Below are 16,577 nucleotides of genomic sequence, written 5' to 3' on the forward strand. Positions count from 1 at the left end.
GGCCCGCTTTGCGTCGGAATGGCCGCCCGCTTCACATCGGAACGGGGGCCCACTTTACGTTGGAATGCGGGCCCGCTTCGCATCGGATTACCCGGCCCGCTTCGGTCGGAATTCGCATTCCAGCGACGCGCATCGTCGAACGTGATGGTTTGAAAATAGGAATAGTAGGGCTTGCGTGCCCCATCGTTGACAAGACCATGCCACCGGCATTCAGTACCGGTCTCTACTTCACGATCGGCGTTGCGGAGACGCGGCGCTGGATCGACCAGCTTCGCCAGAACGACGGGGTAGACCTGATCATCGTCCTTTCGCATCTCGGCTTCCCACAGGACATGAAGCTGGCAGGCGAGGTTGACGGGATCGACGTCCTCTTGAGCGGACATACGCACAACAGGATGCACGAAGCGATCGTCGTTAACGGTGCAATCATCATGCAGTCGGGGTGCCACGGTGCCTATGTCGGCCGGCTCGATCTTTCGGTGGCGGGTGGCCGCGTCGTCAACTTTCGCCATGAGCTTATTCCCGTAGACGATCGCTTGCCCGATCACGCAGGAGTGGCTGCCTTGGTGGCAGCCGCGACCGCTCAGGAGCGCAGCGCGATGGACGAGGTGGTCGGCACGGTCGACGCCCCGCTCCACCGCTATGCGATGCTTGCGGCTCCCATGGACGACCTATTGTTGGAGGCGATCGCCACCGCGGCGGGTACGGAGATCGCCTTTTCCAACGGCTGGAGATACGGAGCGCCGATTGCACCTGGTCCCGTAACGATGCGCGATTTGTGGAACATCATTCCGACAAACCCACCCGTCTCGACCGTCATGTTGACCGGCCGTGAAATGCGGCAAATGCTTGAGGAGAACCTCGAAAGCACCTTTGCCGCCGACCCGTTCCGGCAAATGGGAGGGTATGTGAAGCGAATGCGCGGCGTCAGAGTATTGCTGAAAGCCGAAAATCCGTTCGGACGACGCATCGAGGGTATCTATGCCGAAGGCGCTCCTCTCGAGCCGGATCGCTGCTATCGGGTCGCGTTCGTGACAGCCCAAGGTGTCCCGGCACGGTTCGGTACCGATCGGCAAGACCTGGACATTCATGCTATTGAGGCGATGCGAACGTTGTTGGCGCGTTCATCCCGCCCGACCCCGAGTGACGCAAGACATGCTGTCGAGATGGTATAGCCGCGGGATTTTGGGCCCGAGAGGATGCCGCACGCGATGCTCCGCCGCACCGTTTGCTGACGCTCAGCGCAAGCATCTTTTCGCCGACCAAGGGCAACGGATAAGCTTTTCGCCTGTCCTTGAAACATCTGCGAAAGAGAAAAACAAATGAGCCTAGCTGAGCAATGGAACGCGCGGTTCGCACGCGATGACTATGTTTTCGGGACAAGCCCCACTGTTTTTCTGCGTGAGCAAGTGTTTTGTCTACCTCCCAAAGCGCGTGTTTTGGCGGTTGCGGATGGGGAGGGCCGCAACGGTGTCTGGCTTGCCGAGCATGGTTGCGTGGTGACGTCGATAGATATTTCAACAAAGGGCCAGGACAAAGCCGCTCGGCTCGCAGCAGCACGCGGGGTCGACATCGATCTCCGCATTGCCGATCTCGCGGACTGGGCTTGGCCGGTAGAGCATTACGATGCGGTCATCGCAATCTTCATTCAATTTGCCGCTCCAGCACTTCGCGATGACATTTTTACCAATATCCGCAAAGCGACGCGTCCAGGCGGACGGGTTCTGCTACAAGGCTACCGCCCCGAACAGCTGGACTATGCCACCGGTGGCCCGTCATGCGCCGAAAACATGTACACTGCGCCAATTTTGCGCACAGCTTTTGGCGACTGGGACATCGAGCATCTCGTTGAACATGACAGCGTATTGGACGAAGGAATCGGCCATAGCGGCATGTCGGCCCTTATCGATATGGTTGCGCGCAAGCCGCTCTAGAAGAGACGCGGTATGAACCGGGGCGTGGTGCCACGATAGAGGCGATAGATCTCCCCGTAGCGCGCAATCAGTCGTCGTTCTTCGAAGATGCTGCCGACGAACAGATAGAGACTTCCCCAGACCGCCGTGTCGAGGCTCAAGGCGTCTCGCACCAAGCCCCACAGGATGCATAGAAGCGCAGTATATAGCGGATGACGCACCCGCGCGTGGAGGGCGTCGGTGACGAGTGGCTGGCCATCGTCCTCCTCACCTCTTAACTGCGCCCAGCCAAGGAACGGCGCGGCCCTGTAGGTTTGGAGCGCTGCCAAGCCGACCAAGACACCTATTCCGACGAGCACATATTGCAGCGTCAGGACGGCTGTTGGCACCGTGAACGACCGGGCATCCCCGCCGCGCCAGACGCCAATCATGAAGACCACGCCAAGCTGGGTTGCGGCTATGAAATTATACATCAATCGATGGGCACGACCGAATAAACGCCCGAGACCATTTCTGGACGACGCGCCGGCCGCCGCGCTGTGCAAAATGCCGAAGGCAAGCCACGCCAACGCATAAAAAAGGTGGTCCGTCAGGGTCACTGGACAAAATCCTGATCTCAGCGCTATCGCTTATACGATTACGTAGATCGATAAAACGAGTTGGTCCAGCAGCCCCAATCCGGCTACTCCGACCGCTCCCGTTCAACCTAGGATTATGTCATGTCCCTGCATATTGGCGACGTCGCTCCCGATTTCACCGTTGATACCCAGAATGGCGAGATCAACTTCCACAGCTGGGCGGGAGACAGCTGGGTTTTTCTGTTCAGCCATCCGGCAGATTTCACGCCGGTTTGCACGACCGAGATGGGTCGAACCGCTCAACTTGCTGACGAATTCGCCCAGCGAAACGTCAAGCCGCTGGGACTTTCGACGGATACGGCTGATGAACATCGCAAATGGATCGCAGACGTCAATGACACGCAGAACACTAACTTGACCTTTCCGATCATTGCCGATGCTGATCTCGCGATCGCCAAAGCGTATGATATGATCCATCCCGGTCAAAGCGAGACGGCAGCGGTACGGTCTGTGTTCATCATCGATCCTGCAAAGAGAATTCGCCTGATGATGACCTATCCGATGAGCGTCGGGCGTAATTTTGATGAAATTCTGCGGGTTATTGACGCGCTCCAGCTCGGTGACGCCAAGCGGATTGCGACACCTGCGGACTGGCAGAAGGGAAAAGAGGTCATCATCCCGCCCTCTATCGGCAACGAAGAGGCCAAGGCACTGTTCCCGCAAGGCTGGACCGAACACCGGTCCTATTTGCGTACCACTTTGGTCGATTGATCTGACCAGCTGCGCGGGGCGGGGGAGTGTCGAAGTCGGCTCCCCCGCTTTGGCTAACCCCGCGGCTTTACGCGAGCAAACATGGCAGACCCACCGCCTGCGCGCATCCGGTCTGCCGTCGCGGTGTCCCGCGCAACCGCAATCGTCCCCGCAAACGCGTCGAGCAACACGCTCACTTCGGCAATGCGAGCTTGGTTGATCCGGTAAAAAACCAGCTTAGCCTCACGGCGTGTGTGGACGAGATCGGCCTTGCGCAGGACGCCCAATTGTTGGCTCAGTCCCGGCTGAGTGACACGGGTCGCTTGCTCGATCTCGCCGACCGACCGCTCTCCCTCGATCAACGAGCGTAGAAGCGCAAGGCGTACGTTATGGGCAAGAGCGCGTAACAATTCGGCTGCCACATCCAGGTCCAAGCTCTCGATATCACTCACGGATTACGCCTCATGATCGGGGACCGAGGAATAGAACCAGTCTGTACCGGCCGGCGCTGCGAGAACATCGGCAAGATCGTGGCTCGGAACAGCAAGTAGATCGTCGCCCGGGGTCCAGCCTTCCGGCGCTAGCACGTCTCCGCTGTGAACCCGCTGAAGCGCCGCAATCAGTCGCAGCATTTCCCCGACCGACCGCCCGACACTTGCCGGGTAACACGTCGACGCGCGCAATATGCCATCAGGATCCAGGAAATAGGTCGTCCTCACCGCGCTCGCATCAACCGCATTATCTGCCACCATGCCGTAGGCGCGCGCGATTTCGAGCGTTGGATCTTCGATAATCGGGAAATCGACGACGACGTCAAAACGGTCTCGAATGGTGCGAATCCAGGCAAGGTGCGAGAATAGACTGTCGACCGATAAGGCCATCAGTTCACAATTCAGCACCGCGAACTGCTCATGCGCCCTGGCAATCGCGACAAACTCGCTCGTGCACACCGGTGTGAAGTCCGCCGGGTGCGAAAACAAGGCCAGCCACCGCCCGCGAAAATCGGACAGATTCACGACGCCACGCGTTGATCGGGCGGTGAACTCTGGCGCTTCGTCGCCAAGGCGCAGTGGTGAGCATGAAGGCAGGGCGCTCATAACCGATGTGAGCCTTTCGAATGAGGTTGATCGCCATTGTCGCCACTTCTTCCGCTTGACGCAATAGAAATACACGATTATCTGATATGTGTAACTGATAAACCGTGGAGAGTCGATATGTCGATCGAACGCGACGAGCCACTGATGCTGGCGGCGTCGATTGTGGAAGAGACGTTGGGCGGAGATATGCCATCTCCGGTGATCCAGTCATTTTTTGATGAGCCGTCCAACACGGCAAGCTATGTCGTTCACGATCCCTGCACTCGCGCCGCTGCCATCATCGACAGCGTCCTCGATTTCGATGTTGCCGCTGGTCGAACCGGTCGTGCCTCGGCCGATCAGATCATCGCCTATGTCGAGGCTGAAGGCCTGACGATCGAATGGTTGCTGGAGACGCATGTCCATGCTGATCACCTTTCAGCCGCGCCGTATCTGCAGGAGAGATTGGGCGGAAAATTGGCAATCGGCCGCGAGATAACGACCGTACAGGCTGTCTTCGGCACGATTTTCAACGAGGGCAGTGCTTTTCAGCGTGACGGATCTCAATTCGACCAGCTCTTCGACGATGGCGATACGTTTGCAATCGGATCCATCCAGGGCGTAGCGTTGCACGTACCCGGTCATACCCCGGCCGACCTCGCGTATGTCATCGGTAATACGGTGTTCACCGGTGATACTTTGTTTATGCCGGATTATGGGACGGCGCGTGCCGATTTCCCGGGCGGTGATGCGCGTCAGCTCTTTCGCTCGATGCGTCGTCTAATGGACCTACCTAGGGAAACCCGCGCATTTCTATGCCACGACTACAAGGCCCCTGGGCGCGACAGTTTCGTTTGGGAAACAACGATCGGCCAGCAACGCTCCTCTAACGTCCATGTCCACGATGGGGTGAGCGAGGACGAGTTCGTGGATATGCGGACACGCCGCGATGCGACGTTATCGATGCCCAAACTTATCCTGCCGTCGATCCAGATCAACATGCGCGCCGGTCATCTGCCCGAGCCCGAAGAAAACGGCACGCGGTATCTGCGCATCCCGCTGGACGCATTCTGATGCCAGGCTCAAAACGGCATGGTCTTGGTTTTGCGCATATCCCCGTCGTCTCGGGCAAAGCCACGGACACCGACGCGGACACGATGCGCCGTGCGCTCGACAGCTTGCCGGGACCGGTTCTCGCTTTCTGCCGCAGCGGCGCCCGCTCGACGACGCTGTGGGCGCTCGCCAACGCGGACCGAACCGACCCGGCCACCCTCATGCGGCAGGCTTCCGGAGCCGATCACGACATCACCACGCTCGAACCGGCGCTTACTCGTCGCAGCAAAGGAAGAAACATGACCTACGACGTCGTCATCGTCGGGGGCGGCGCGGCCGGCATCGCCACCGCATCCAGCATCCTCAAGCGCAACTCGAAGGTGACGATCGCGGTCATCGACCCGGCCAAGGATCATTATTACCAGCCCGGCTGGACGCTGGTCGGGGCGGGCGTCTTCACGCCCGAGCAGACCCGCAAGGACGAAGCCGACGTCATGCCAAGCGGCGTCGAGTGGATGCGTGTGCCGGCAGTCGGCTTCGATCCCGATCGCAATACGGTGGCGCTGGAGGATGGCCGAACGCTCACCTACCGGGTTCTCGTTGTTGCTCCCGGCCTTAGGCTCGCGTGGGAAAAGATCGAGGGGCTGACGCAGGCGCTGGGGAAGAACGGCGTCACATCGAATTACCGCTACGATCTGGCCCCTTACACGTACCAACTCGTCAAGGGTCTCAAGAACGGACGGGCGATCTTCTCGCAGCCCCCCATGCCGATCAAGTGCGCTGGCGCGCCGCAAAAGGCGATGTACCTGTCGTGCGATATCTGGCGCGAGGCAGGCGTACTGCCCGCGATCGACGTCGAGTTTCATAACGCCGGCGCCGTGCTGTTCGGGGTCGCGACCTACGTTCCCGCGCTGATGGAATATGTCGAGAAGTACGGGATCGACCTTCAGCTCGAATCCAACCTCGTGGCGGTCGACGGCGATCGGAAGGTGGCAACCTTCGAGCTTAAAAAGGGTGGAATGTCCGAACGGGTCGAGCGTGAGTTCGACATGCTCCATGTCGTGCCACCCCAGGTGTCTCATGACTTCGTCGCCAAGAGTGCGCTTGCAGCCGCAAGCGGCTTCGTTGAGGTCGACGAGGCGACTTTACGCCACAAGCGGTACGAGAACGTGTTCGGCTTGGGCGATGGGGCTGGCACCAGCAACGCCAAGACGGCTGCTGCTGCCCGCAAACAAGCCCCGGTGGTTGCGGTCAACGTGCTGGCCGCACTCGACGGCAAAGCACCGGTTGCAGATTATGACGGTTACGGTTCATGCCCGCTCACCGTCGAGCGAGGCAAGATCGTGCTCGCCGAATTCGGCTATGGCGGAAAACTGCTGCCTAGTTTCCCGTCCTGGTTGGTGGACGGCACGCGTCCGACTAGGGCGGCATGGTTCCTCAAGGAGCGGATGCTGCCGCCTATCTACTGGCAGGCTATGCTCAAGGGCCGCGAGTGGATGGCCGCTCCGCACAAAATCGGCCAAGCGGCATGATCCTCGAGCCGATCCAGTATCTGCTCGGTGCGCTTTCGGGCGTGCTGGTCGGCTTCACCCTCGGACTCGTTGGAGGCGGCGGTTCGATCCTCGCCGTGCCGCTCATGGTCTACCTGGTTCGAGTACCCAATGCCCACCTTGCAATCGGCACCAGCGCCTTTGCGGTTGCGGCCAACGCCGCAACCGGGCTGATCGGTCACGCCCGGGCGCATACCGTCAAATGGCGCTGCGGTGGCATGTACGCGGTATCGGGCATTTTTGGTGCTCTGCTCGGATCAACGGCGGGCAAGGCGGTCGATGGCGCCAAGCTGCTCTTCCTGTTCGCACTCGTCATGGTCGTCGTCGGTATTCAAATGCTGAGGGGACGCAAGAATGTCGGTAATCCCGGGGCGGAATGTAATCGAGAGAATGCCCCCAAGGTGCTGAGCTATGGTCTTGGAACGGGCGTCTTCTCGGGATTCTTTGGCATCGGTGGCGGTTTCCTGATCGTACCAGGCCTTGTGGGATCAACAGGGATGCCGATCCTCAATGCGGTTGGCACGTCGCTGATCGCCGTGGCGGCATTCGGCCTCACGACCGCGGCAAACTACGCGTTCTCCGGATTGGTCGATTGGCCGCTCGCCTTTGTGTTTATCGGCGGAGGCATTGTCGGCGGCCTTGTCGGCACACAAATCGCCAAGCGCCTGGGAACCGGTGGCACGCTCACCACCGTCTTTGCGGTGCTGATCTTCGTCGTCGCGGCCTACATGCTATGGAAGAGCGCTGCGGCGCTCTGAGGATCAACCATGATATCACACCTCGATCCTGTAATCCTCGCCCGCGCGCAATTTGCGTTTACCGTAAGTTTTCACTTTATATTTCCGGCATTCTCGATTGGCCTGGCCAGCTATTTGATGGTGCTGGAAGGGCTTTGGCTGAAAACTGGGAAGGGCGTGTATGCCAATCTCTACCGCTATTGGCTCAAGATATTCGCGGTTGCGTTTGGCATGGGTGTCGTGTCCGGGATCGTCATGTCCTACCAGTTCGGGACGAACTGGTCGGTGTTCTCTGAAAAGGCGGGGCCGGTCGTCGGACCGCTCATGGCTTATGAGGTATTGACGGCATTCTTTCTTGAAGCCGGCTTCCTCGGTGTCATGCTGTTCGGCATCAGCAAAGTCGGAAAAGGTCTTCACTTCTTTGCGACCTGCATGGTCGCTTTGGGTACGCTGATCTCGGCGACGTGGATCATCAGCGTGAACAGTTGGATGCACACGCCAGTCGGATTTGCGATCAACGCACGCGGGCAATTCGTCCCGTCCGGATCGTGGTTACCGATCATCTTCAATCCAAGCTTTCCGTTCCGCCTCGTTCATACCGTGATCGCTGCCTATCTGACGACAGCGCTCGTGGTGGGCGGCGTTGGTGCCTGGCATCTGCTCAAGGACAAGACCAACCCGGGCGCCCGGAAAATGTTCTCGATGGCGATGTGGATGGCTGCGGTCGTTGCACCTATCCAGATTTTTGCCGGTGACGAACACGGTCTCAACACGCTCGAGCATCAACCAGCGAAGGTGATGGCGATGGAGGGGCATTATCAAAGCCATCCAAACGGCGCGCCGCTGATCCTGTTTGGCATCCCGAACCCGGCGCAAAAACGCATCGACTATGCAATCGAGATCCCGAAGGCCTCTTCGCTCATTCTCAAGCACGATCCGAACGCCCCGCTTGCCGGTCTCGATACCATCCCGGAAAACCGTCAGCCGCCCGTCGCGGTCCTGTTCTGGTCCTTCAGGATCATGGTCGGCTTGGGATTTGCAATGCTCGGGCTCGGCATCTGGAGCCTCTTTGCGCGGTTCCGCGGCAGACTGTATGACTGGCGTTGGCTGCAGCGTGCGGCCATTGCGATGAGCCCGGCCGGTTTTGTGGCCGTGATCGCCGGATGGGTCACGACCGAGGTCGGGCGGCAGCCCTATACCGTCTATGGATTTCTCCTGACCGCGCAGTCGCATTCGCCACTTGCAGCCCCTGCGGTTGCAGCGTCGCTGCTGGCCTTTGTTGTCGTCTACTTTTTCGCCTTCGGCGCTGGAGGATATTACCTGCTGCGGATGATGGCCAAGACGCCGGAGCGGCATGAGACCGAACCGGCACACACGCCGCAACGTGCTGCCGGCATCACGCCGGCACCGGGCGTCGACCCCGTCCTGTCGCCGGCGGAGTGAGCGCATGACCTACAGCTTCGACCTGACAACTATCTGGGCGGCCATCATCGCGTTCGCCGTGTTCGCCTATGTCGTGATGGACGGGTTCGACCTTGGTATCGGCATTCTGTTTCCCGGCTTTACCGTCGGCGAGGAGCGCGACCAAGCGATGAACTCGATCGCGCCGGTGTGGGATGGAAACGAGACATGGCTGGTACTGGGCGGGGGAGGGCTCTTTGCGGCCTTTCCTCTGGCTTATGCAATCATCCTGCCAGCGACCTATCCCCTGATAATCGCCATGCTCCTGGGCCTGGTCTTTCGCGGGGTCGCGTTCGAGTTTCGCTGGCGCGATCCTCGGCACCGCGGGTTCTGGGATATCGCCTTTGCGGGAGGCTCTACGATTGCGGCTTTCGCGCAGGGTGTCATCCTTGGCGCGATCCTGCAGGGCATCAAGGTCGTAGACAATGCTTATGCCGGGGGCTGGCTCGACTGGTTGAGTCCGTTCACGATACTGACAGGCATCTCAGTCGTTCTGGGATACGCTTGGCTGGGGTCGACCTGGCTGGTCTGGAAGGTGGAAGGGTCAGCGCAGACCCGGGCGCGACACCGTGCATTCTGGTTCGGGATCGCGACGCTTGTGGCAATGGCGGCGGTCAGTGCGGCAACACCGCTCCTGCATTACGACTATTGGCGGCGATGGTTCTCGATGCCGAACGTCTTGTTGACCGCCCAGGTGCCGTTGCTCGTCGCGGGCGCGGCAGCAGCGTTCTTCTGGAGTCTGCGGCGTGGTGGTGAACGGCTACCGTTCCTGATCGCTCTTGGCATGTTCCTGCTCGGCTTTATCGGCCTCGCAATCAGCATGTTCCCCTACCTGGTACCAAGAAGTGTCACGATATGGGATGCAGCGGCACCTGCGCAAAGCCAGCTGTTCATGCTGGTCGGAACGGCGATTATCATCCCTATCATTCTTGTCTACACAGCTTGGGCCTATTGGGTCTTCCGCGGCAAGGTCGGAACGCACGGGTATCATTGATGAATGATCCCACGCCCTTTTGGAAACGGCTTGGCTGGATGGTGTTGATCTGGGCGGGCAGCGTAACGAGCCTTGGCATCGTCGCTGGCGCGCTGCGCTGGTGGCTAAAACCTTGATGGGCAGCGCCGTCGTCATCGGGCCGCTGATGCTCGCGGTTGATCGCGGACTGGCGATCCTGTGCATCGCCGTGTTCCTTGGCCTTTCGGCGCTGGCTGAGCGTTTCGGCGCCGCCAGAGTATCGGCTGCGGCGTCGACCGCGATCATAGCGGGTCTGATTGCGGCGCGGATCGGCTACGTGGCTGCGCATTGGTCGAGCTATGCCGACGCGCCGCTTTCGGTGCTGGCGGTGTGGCAGGGCGGCTTCTCGGCCGTAGCGGGAATCGCCGGGGCCGCTATTGCCATCATCGTTCGCTTGGGTCGGACCCGTTCACTCGCTGCGGCGGGATCGGCGCTCGCGGTCTCGGCCGCTCTCTGGTTTGCTCTCATGGCGCTCATTCCGCCTGTGAACTACGGTCATTTTCCGGCTGGGGTGACGCTCGCGACCACGGCTGGAAAGCGGGTGCCGCTTGACAGCTTCCGGGGGCGTCCGTTCGTGGTCAATCTATGGGCAACCTGGTGCGGCCCGTGCCGTCGCGAACTGCCGATGCTTACCGATGCGGCATTGCGCCCCGGTTCGATTTCAATCCTCCTCGCCAACCAGGGCGAGCAACCCGAAACAGTCACCCAGTTCCTCGGCAACGAGAAGCTGGAGGCCGGACATGTCGCTCTAGATCCCGGCCGCACGCTTAGTCGCGCGTTCGAGATCGCCGGCTACCCCGCTACCGCGTTCGTCGCAGCTGATGGCACCATCGTCCAGCTTCAGCTCGGCGAACTGTCCCGTGCCGCGCTCGCGGACGGCATTGATCTCGCAAGGAAACACCGATGAACCGTCGCACTATCCTCTCACGTGTTGGCCTGGCGCTCGTTGCCCTGAGCTTGCCGCTGTCACCGTCAGGCGCACAGCAGCGGCCTGAAATTTCGCGTAAGTCCGTGATCGATGACCCGGTCGCGCCCAAGCGTTCCATGGCTGCCTTCGACGTCAGTGTGGTCGAGTTCTTCGACTATAATTGCCCCTATTGCCGGCGCATGGAACCGGTGATTGAAGGATTGCTGAAGGCCGATCCCAAGGTTCGGATCGTATATCGCGACTGGCCGATCTTCGGGCCGGCATCGGTTGAGGCCTCAAGAGCCGCGATAGCCAGCCAGTGGCAAGGCCGACACGCTGCCTTCCATAAGGCCCTGATGACTTCACCGGGCAAGCTCGACAGCGCTGGTATCAGAGCTGCAGCCACCCGTGCCAAGGTCGATTGGCCTCGTCTGCAGCGCGATCTTGCGGGGCATGGTACGGAAATTGATGGTTTGCTCGCGCGCACCGAGGCAATCGCCAGTGCGATCGGCGTCAACGGCACCCCGGTCCTGATTGTCGGTTCGCAAATCGCGCCGGGCGCAGTCGATCTGCCGACCTTGCGCCGGTTGGTCGCGACCGCTCGCGCCAAACCGAAGGGCGGCTGATATGCCGACGCCGATCACCCGGCGACAGGCGGTGCAACTCGGCGCCATGATCGTTGGCGGCTGGGGTATCAGCCAGGTGCTCCGACGGACCGCACCCGTTGGCCGCGACGTCGGACGTTCGGGCGATGTTACTGCAATCCTTGATGGTGACGGTTCGCCCAGTGCTGGTCCGGCAGGGGCGTCGCTGCGCCTTGCCGTATTCACCGACTATCGCTGTCCCGCCTGCCGCCATGCCTTTCCGGCGATGGAAGAGGCCGTGCAAAACGACGGCGATGTTCGGATCATCTACAAGGATTGGCCGATTTTCGGGCCACCTTCGGAAAGGGCGGCGAGCGTGGCGCTCGCGAGCGCGGCGCAGGGCATCTACCCGGCTGTTCATAGTCGGCTGATGACGGACAGCCGGATCATTGATGACGCCATGCTCCGCGACGTCGTCACTGCCGCGGGCGGAAGCTGGGAAAAGGCGACGGCTTTCCTCGCCGCCAACGCGCAGGCGATTGCCGCCCGGCTCCGCACCAACGGTCAGGAAGCTTACGCGATAGGCCTTTCAGGTACGCCCGGCTTCCTAGCCGGACCGATGCTGGTGATGGGCGTGATCGACACCACTGATTTTGGACGGCTGTTCGCGCGCGCGCGCGCAAGCGCCGAGTAATGCACGGGAGAGAATGATGATCGAATATCAGCACAAAGGAATGACCGTAGCGTCCCTCCACGACAAGCGGACGGGCAGCTTCCAGTATATCGTCGTCGATGATGCAACCGCGTCGGCCGCTATCATCGACCCGGTGCTGGACTATGACCCGCGCGCTGGCGCGACTTCGACGACCAACGCCGATATCCTGCTTGAGTACGTGCGGTCGAAGAACCTGCGCGTCGAATGGCTGCTGGACACCCACCCCCACGCCGATCACTTCTCGGCCGCGCCGTATCTCGCGGGCAAGACGGGGGCACGGACTGCCATCGGTGAGAAGGTCGTTGGCGTCCAGAAGCTGTGGCAGGACATCTATTGCCTGGACGATCTGCCCACCGACGGCAGCCAGTGGGATCGGCTGTTTGCCGATGGCGATCGCTTTCAGATCGGGGGGCTCGAAGCCCGGGTCATGCTGTCACCTGGGCATACGCTGGCATCGATCAGCTATATAATCGGCGATGCCGCCTTCGTACATGACACCCTGATGGTGCCTGACAGCGGCACCAGCCGGGCCGACTTTCCGGGTGGAGATGCAACCGCACTGTGGCATTCTGTCCGGGCGATCCTGGATCTGGCGCCTGAAACCGCCACCTATGTCGGCCATGATTATGGCAAGGATGGCCGGGAAGTAATCGGTCGTTCTACCGTAGAAGAGCAACGCCGTTCGAACATCCATGTTCATGATGGCATCAATCAGGCGGAGTTCGTCGGAACCCGCTGCGAACGTGATGCGACCCTTCCACTACCTGACATCATGCTTGCAGCGCTTCAGGTTAATATTCGCGGTGGGCGGCTTCCGGATCCCGAGGGTTGCGGAACGGCGTTTCTCAAGATCCCCCTGAACCGGTTCGGCTCCGGGCAATGACAGAGCCCCAGCCATCCCCCGGGGACGACGGCGATGGACAACGCATCATCTTTGCGCTGGCGGTCGCAATCCTGGTGCTTGTCGTCACCTACCGGCTGGGGCAATCCGACGCGCCCACCCAGGCACCTGACGACATCGTCACGGCAGATCAGTCGTTCGCGCCACCGGCGGAAAGCGCAATTCCTGCCGGGGCGGGTGGCGACGCGATCCGCCGCGGTCATGCCATTTTTACCGCAACGAGCGCAAATGCCGGCCGTTTCGTAGGCAATGGCCTGTCATGCACCAACTGCCATCTCGACGCAGGGCGCAAGGCGAATGCCGCGCCTATGTGGGCGGCATGGGTCAGTTACCCGGCCTATCGCGCGAAGAACGGCCGGGTGAACACGATGGAAGACCGCATCCGCGACTGCTTCCTCTACTCGATGAACGCGCCGGCGTCGAAGGCGGCCGCGCCACCGCCGCTCGGCGACGACATCTACCGTGATCTTCAGAGCTATTTTGCATGGCTGGCGACAGGGGCACCAAGCGGCAAGGCACTTCCCGGCCGGGGATATGTCAAGCTCACAGCGTCGGCGCTCGGGCACGATCCTGATCGCGGACAACAGGTATTCACCGACCAGTGTGCCAGCTGCCACGGCCCGGACGGCAAGGGGCAGGCGAACGCCGATGGCACGTACGCCGTCCCACCCTTATGGGGTCCGCGCGCCTATAATTGGGGAGCGGGCATGGCAGGCATCAGTTCGGCCGCCGGGTTCATCAAGGTCAACATGCCCTACGGGCAGGGAAACACGCTCACCGATCAGCAGGCTTGGGATGTTGCCGCGTTCGTCGACAGCCGCGAGCGACCGCGTGACCCTCGCCAGACCGGAAGCATCGAGGACGCCCGCCGGCAATTCCATGCGACCGGGGACTATTATGGGCAAAAAATAGCCGGAAAAGTCCTGGGCGGCGGGTGAACGCCCCCATCGAACATCAAGATATTCACCTCTACAAAGGTATCATCATGCGCTTTTTCATCCGGGCTGCCGTTTCCGCCGCAGCCATGGCGACCCCCGCTCTTGCCGGACCTGTTCATGTATTCGGGCCAGGCGGTCCTGCCCCGGCCATGAAGGAGGCCGCGGCAACATATTCGAAGCTTCGCGGTGTGAAGGTCGAGGTCGTAGCCGGGCCGACGAGCGACTGGATCGACAGCGCCCGGCAAACCGGTGACGTGATCTACAGTGGGTCGGAAACCATGATGACCGACCTTCAGGTCGCGATGGGCGATCGGATCGATCCTGCCACGATTACCCCGCTCTATCTTCGTGTTTCAAACATCCTCGTCCGTCCCGGCAATCCGAAGAAAATCCGCGGGCTGGCCGATCTCTTCCGTCCCGGACATCGCGTTCTGGTCGTGAACGGCGCCGGGCAAAACGGCCTCTGGGAGGATATGGCGGGTCGGACCGGCGACATCGCCAAGGTTCGGGCGCTTCGATCGAACATCGTCGGCTATGCCAAAAACAGCGCGCAGGCGAAGCAGACCTGGACAACGGACACCAGCCTCGATGCATGGATCATCTGGGGTATCTGGCAGAAGGCTAATGCTACCCTTGCTGACAGCGTATCCGTGGAGGAGCCCTACCGCATCTATCGCGACGTTGGGGCCGGATTGACGATGACCGGTAAAGCCAATCCCGATGCCGTCGCCTTCGCCGCTTGGCTGGCGTCGCCCGCGGCTCGGGCGATATTCGTCAAGTTTGGATGGAAAGGCAGCTAATCGTCCACGAGTGCGATGGTTAAACACCTTGCCGTCATTGATCTGCGTTGATGGTCGAAGACAGCTTTGTGTGGTTTGGATGACCGAGACGTTTGCGAAGGAAACCGACGATGGCTGTAGCAACTGACACATTGCCGGTAACGGCGCCCGGCATCATCCTTGGGATCGGGCTGGGGGGCTTCTTCGACGGTATCTTCCTTCATCAAGTCTTCCAGCTGCATCACATGTTCAGCAGCGTTATCACCGTCGATACCGTGCCGGGGCTACGCATGAACACGCTCGGGGACGGTGTCTTTCATACCGTCACATGGCTCGCGGTTCTGATCGGACTCGGATTGCTCTACTCCCGTGTGACCCATGGGCGCCGGCAAGTCTGGGGGTCGGCCGTGCTCTGGGGATGGATGTTGAGCGGCTGGGGCTGGTTCAACTTGGTCGAGGGTTTAATCGATCACGAAATCCTCGGCATTCACCACGTCTACTCCGGCGCTAACCAGACCCTCTGGGACATGCTCTTCCTGGCGTCAGGCGCGATCTTCATCCTGGCCGGATGGAGCATCGCGCGTCGGGCCAAGCCCATCCCTCTGGCGTACAGTCAGGCGTGATCAATGCCTATGGCGGGGCACGAGCACGCCCCCTCGATGGTGGTACCGCTCGTGTTTCTCGGGGTCTTGACGCTGCTCTATTACAGCGGCGTCGCCTACCATGCGGCCACATCCCGGCGTTGGAGCCGATGGCGAACCGCTTCCTGGCCGGCCGGCGCAGCCGTGCTCATGGTCGGATTGCTGCCACGGTATCTACCGTTTCCAGCCGGCGACTTTCGCCAGCATATGCTTCAACATCTGCTTTTGGGAATGTTGGCGCCTTTGGGTCTGGTGATGGCTGCGCCGCTTACCCTCGTGCTGCGCACGGCTCCACCGCGGTTCGGGCGGGCGGTGGTCCGGGCACTTCGTAGTCGGTGGCTTCGCCTCTGGGCCAACCCGATTACCGCACTGGTGCTCAACCTTGGGGGAATGGCGGCGCTCTATTTCACACCGCTCTACGCCGCAATGATGGAGCACCCTGCGCTCCACTACCTGGTTCACTTCCATTTCGTCGCAGCAGGATGCCTTTACGCCTGGGTCATTGCGGGTCCCGATCCGGCGCCGCATCGGCCTTCCGTGCCTACCCGCCTGATAGTGCTGGGGATCGCCGTCGTGATCCACTCGATCATGTCGCAAATGCTCTACGCCGGCCTCTTCGTCGCCATACCCGCGCCGGCTGAACAGCTCCGCCGCGGTGCCGAGCTGATGTATTATGGTGGTGACATCACCGAAATGCTGCTTGCCTTCGCCATGGTCAGTACGTGGCGGCCAGCACGACGAAACAGCGTTACCGTTCGGCATAATCCTGGTCGAATAAGGCGCCTGGTTTGACCTACAGGAGCAAGACGAAGCGTTTGCCGTATTCCGTGTGGTCAGCGCAGGTCTAAGTAGCTCGCGTTGTGCCTTAGAGCGGTTTCTGATCAGTCTGCATCGTAACCAGCGGCTGCAAAATAGTTCGAGCATTCCTGGGGTGAGTAGAGGTCCACGATGCGGCCGATGGCGTCCCAGAGGCCATGGATGG

Annotated in this window: 20 protein-coding genes and 1 pseudogene; 17 read left to right on the forward strand and 4 right to left on the reverse strand. The window is 60.7% G+C overall.

Annotation, left to right across the window (positions count from 1 at the left end; all coding sequences use genetic code 11):
• On the forward strand, positions 1 to 1,175 hold a 1,175-nt coding region (locus U1708_RS19515), incomplete at its 5' end, for a bifunctional metallophosphatase/5'-nucleotidase (RefSeq protein ID WP_332747889.1).
• Between the two features lie 147 nt (positions 1,176 to 1,322).
• A complete protein-coding gene (locus U1708_RS19520) occupies positions 1,323 to 1,934 on the forward strand; it encodes an SAM-dependent methyltransferase (RefSeq protein WP_332747891.1) in 612 nt (203 codons plus the stop codon).
• Here U1708_RS19520 and U1708_RS19525 read toward each other — a convergent pair.
• Complete coding sequence (locus U1708_RS19525) at positions 1,931 to 2,512, reverse strand: methyltransferase family protein (RefSeq protein WP_332747893.1); 582 nt, start codon at positions 2,510 to 2,512, stop codon at positions 1,931 to 1,933. The two genes, U1708_RS19520 and U1708_RS19525, sit on opposite strands and share 4 nt — an antisense overlap.
• 120 nt (positions 2,513 to 2,632) lie before the next feature.
• On the opposite strand from U1708_RS19525, the gene U1708_RS19530 reads away from it, so the two are divergent.
• Entirely contained in the window at positions 2,633 to 3,262 is a 630-nt protein-coding gene (locus U1708_RS19530) for a peroxiredoxin (protein ID WP_332747895.1), read from the forward strand.
• A gap of 53 nt (positions 3,263 to 3,315) precedes the next feature.
• Here U1708_RS19530 and U1708_RS19535 read toward each other — a convergent pair whose 3' ends face one another.
• Both U1708_RS19535 and U1708_RS19540 read right to left on the reverse strand, forming a co-directional pair.
• Positions 3,316 to 3,693 (reverse strand): ArsR/SmtB family transcription factor, encoded by a 378-nt coding sequence (locus U1708_RS19535; protein WP_443030092.1) that lies wholly within the window; start codon positions 3,691 to 3,693, stop codon positions 3,316 to 3,318.
• Positions 3,694 to 3,696: 3 nt separating this feature from the next.
• Positions 3,697 to 4,338 carry a peroxiredoxin gene (locus U1708_RS19540; RefSeq protein ID WP_332747897.1) on the reverse strand — a complete coding sequence of 214 codons (642 nt, stop codon included), beginning with the start codon at positions 4,336 to 4,338 and terminating at the stop codon, positions 3,697 to 3,699.
• 144 nt (positions 4,339 to 4,482) lie between these two features.
• Here U1708_RS19540 and U1708_RS19545 point away from each other — a divergent pair, with 144 nt between their 5' ends.
• The 14 genes from U1708_RS19545 to U1708_RS19610 all read left to right on the forward strand — a co-directional run bounded on the left by U1708_RS19545 (position 4,483) and on the right by U1708_RS19610 (position 16,387).
• Complete coding sequence (locus U1708_RS19545) at positions 4,483 to 5,391, forward strand: MBL fold metallo-hydrolase (protein ID WP_332747922.1); 909 nt, start codon at positions 4,483 to 4,485, stop codon at positions 5,389 to 5,391.
• Positions 5,391 to 6,902 (forward strand): bifunctional protein tyrosine phosphatase family protein/NAD(P)/FAD-dependent oxidoreductase, encoded by a 1,512-nt coding sequence (locus U1708_RS19550; protein ID WP_332747899.1) that lies wholly within the window; start codon positions 5,391 to 5,393, stop codon positions 6,900 to 6,902. Before U1708_RS19545 ends, U1708_RS19550 begins: the two co-directional genes overlap by 1 nt.
• On the forward strand, positions 6,899 to 7,678 hold the full coding sequence (locus U1708_RS19555) for a sulfite exporter TauE/SafE family protein (RefSeq protein ID WP_332747903.1): 780 nt from the start codon (positions 6,899 to 6,901) through the stop codon (positions 7,676 to 7,678). Before U1708_RS19550 ends, U1708_RS19555 begins: the two co-directional genes overlap by 4 nt.
• 9 nt (positions 7,679 to 7,687) lie before the next feature.
• The gene (locus tag U1708_RS19560; RefSeq protein ID WP_332747905.1) at positions 7,688 to 9,100 is read left to right on the forward strand and encodes a cytochrome ubiquinol oxidase subunit I; all 1,413 of its coding nucleotides are present in this window, start codon (positions 7,688 to 7,690) and stop codon (positions 9,098 to 9,100) included.
• 4 nt (positions 9,101 to 9,104) lie between these two features.
• Complete coding sequence (cydB, locus tag U1708_RS19565; protein WP_332747906.1) at positions 9,105 to 10,112, forward strand: cytochrome d ubiquinol oxidase subunit II; 1,008 nt, start codon at positions 9,105 to 9,107, stop codon at positions 10,110 to 10,112.
• Between the two features lie 38 nt (positions 10,113 to 10,150).
• Complete coding sequence (locus tag U1708_RS19570) at positions 10,151 to 10,228, forward strand: hypothetical protein (RefSeq protein WP_443030095.1); 78 nt, start codon at positions 10,151 to 10,153, stop codon at positions 10,226 to 10,228.
• Positions 10,213 to 11,037, forward strand: a complete 825-nt coding sequence (locus tag U1708_RS19575) for a TlpA family protein disulfide reductase (protein ID WP_332747910.1) — start codon at positions 10,213 to 10,215, stop codon at positions 11,035 to 11,037. Before U1708_RS19570 ends, U1708_RS19575 begins: the two co-directional genes overlap by 16 nt.
• On the forward strand, positions 11,034 to 11,663 hold the full coding sequence (locus tag U1708_RS19580; RefSeq protein WP_332747911.1) for a DsbA family protein: 630 nt from the start codon (positions 11,034 to 11,036) through the stop codon (positions 11,661 to 11,663). The genes U1708_RS19575 and U1708_RS19580 overlap by 4 nt, the downstream gene beginning before the upstream one ends.
• A gap of 1 nt (position 11,664) precedes the next feature.
• Complete coding sequence (locus tag U1708_RS19585; RefSeq protein ID WP_332747913.1) at positions 11,665 to 12,315, forward strand: DsbA family protein; 651 nt, start codon at positions 11,665 to 11,667, stop codon at positions 12,313 to 12,315.
• Between the two features lie 16 nt (positions 12,316 to 12,331).
• The gene (locus U1708_RS19590) at positions 12,332 to 13,219 is read left to right on the forward strand and encodes an MBL fold metallo-hydrolase (RefSeq protein WP_332747915.1); all 888 of its coding nucleotides are present in this window, start codon (positions 12,332 to 12,334) and stop codon (positions 13,217 to 13,219) included.
• Positions 13,216 to 14,175, forward strand: a complete 960-nt coding sequence (locus tag U1708_RS19595; protein WP_332747916.1) for a c-type cytochrome — start codon at positions 13,216 to 13,218, stop codon at positions 14,173 to 14,175. The genes U1708_RS19590 and U1708_RS19595 overlap by 4 nt, the downstream gene beginning before the upstream one ends.
• Positions 14,172 to 14,975, forward strand: coding sequence for a substrate-binding domain-containing protein (locus tag U1708_RS19600; RefSeq protein ID WP_332747917.1), 804 nt, complete (start codon positions 14,172 to 14,174; stop codon positions 14,973 to 14,975). Before U1708_RS19595 ends, U1708_RS19600 begins: the two co-directional genes overlap by 4 nt.
• Positions 14,976 to 15,085: 110 nt before the next feature.
• Positions 15,086 to 15,577: a DUF2243 domain-containing protein gene (locus U1708_RS19605; RefSeq protein WP_332747918.1), complete on the forward strand. Its 492-nt coding sequence runs from the start codon at positions 15,086 to 15,088 to the stop codon at positions 15,575 to 15,577.
• A gap of 36 nt (positions 15,578 to 15,613) precedes the next feature.
• Complete coding sequence (locus tag U1708_RS19610) at positions 15,614 to 16,387, forward strand: cytochrome c oxidase assembly protein (RefSeq protein WP_332747919.1); 774 nt, start codon at positions 15,614 to 15,616, stop codon at positions 16,385 to 16,387.
• Positions 16,388 to 16,476: 89 nt separating this feature from the next.
• Here the strand turns inward: U1708_RS19610 and U1708_RS20790 are convergent.
• Positions 16,477 to 16,577: pseudogene (locus U1708_RS20790) on the reverse strand (IS630 family transposase); the annotation flags it as partial.

The sequence above is a fragment of the Sphingomonas arabinosi genome (assembly GCF_036663715.1).
Classification (GTDB): Bacteria; Pseudomonadota; Alphaproteobacteria; order Sphingomonadales; family Sphingomonadaceae; genus Sphingomonas.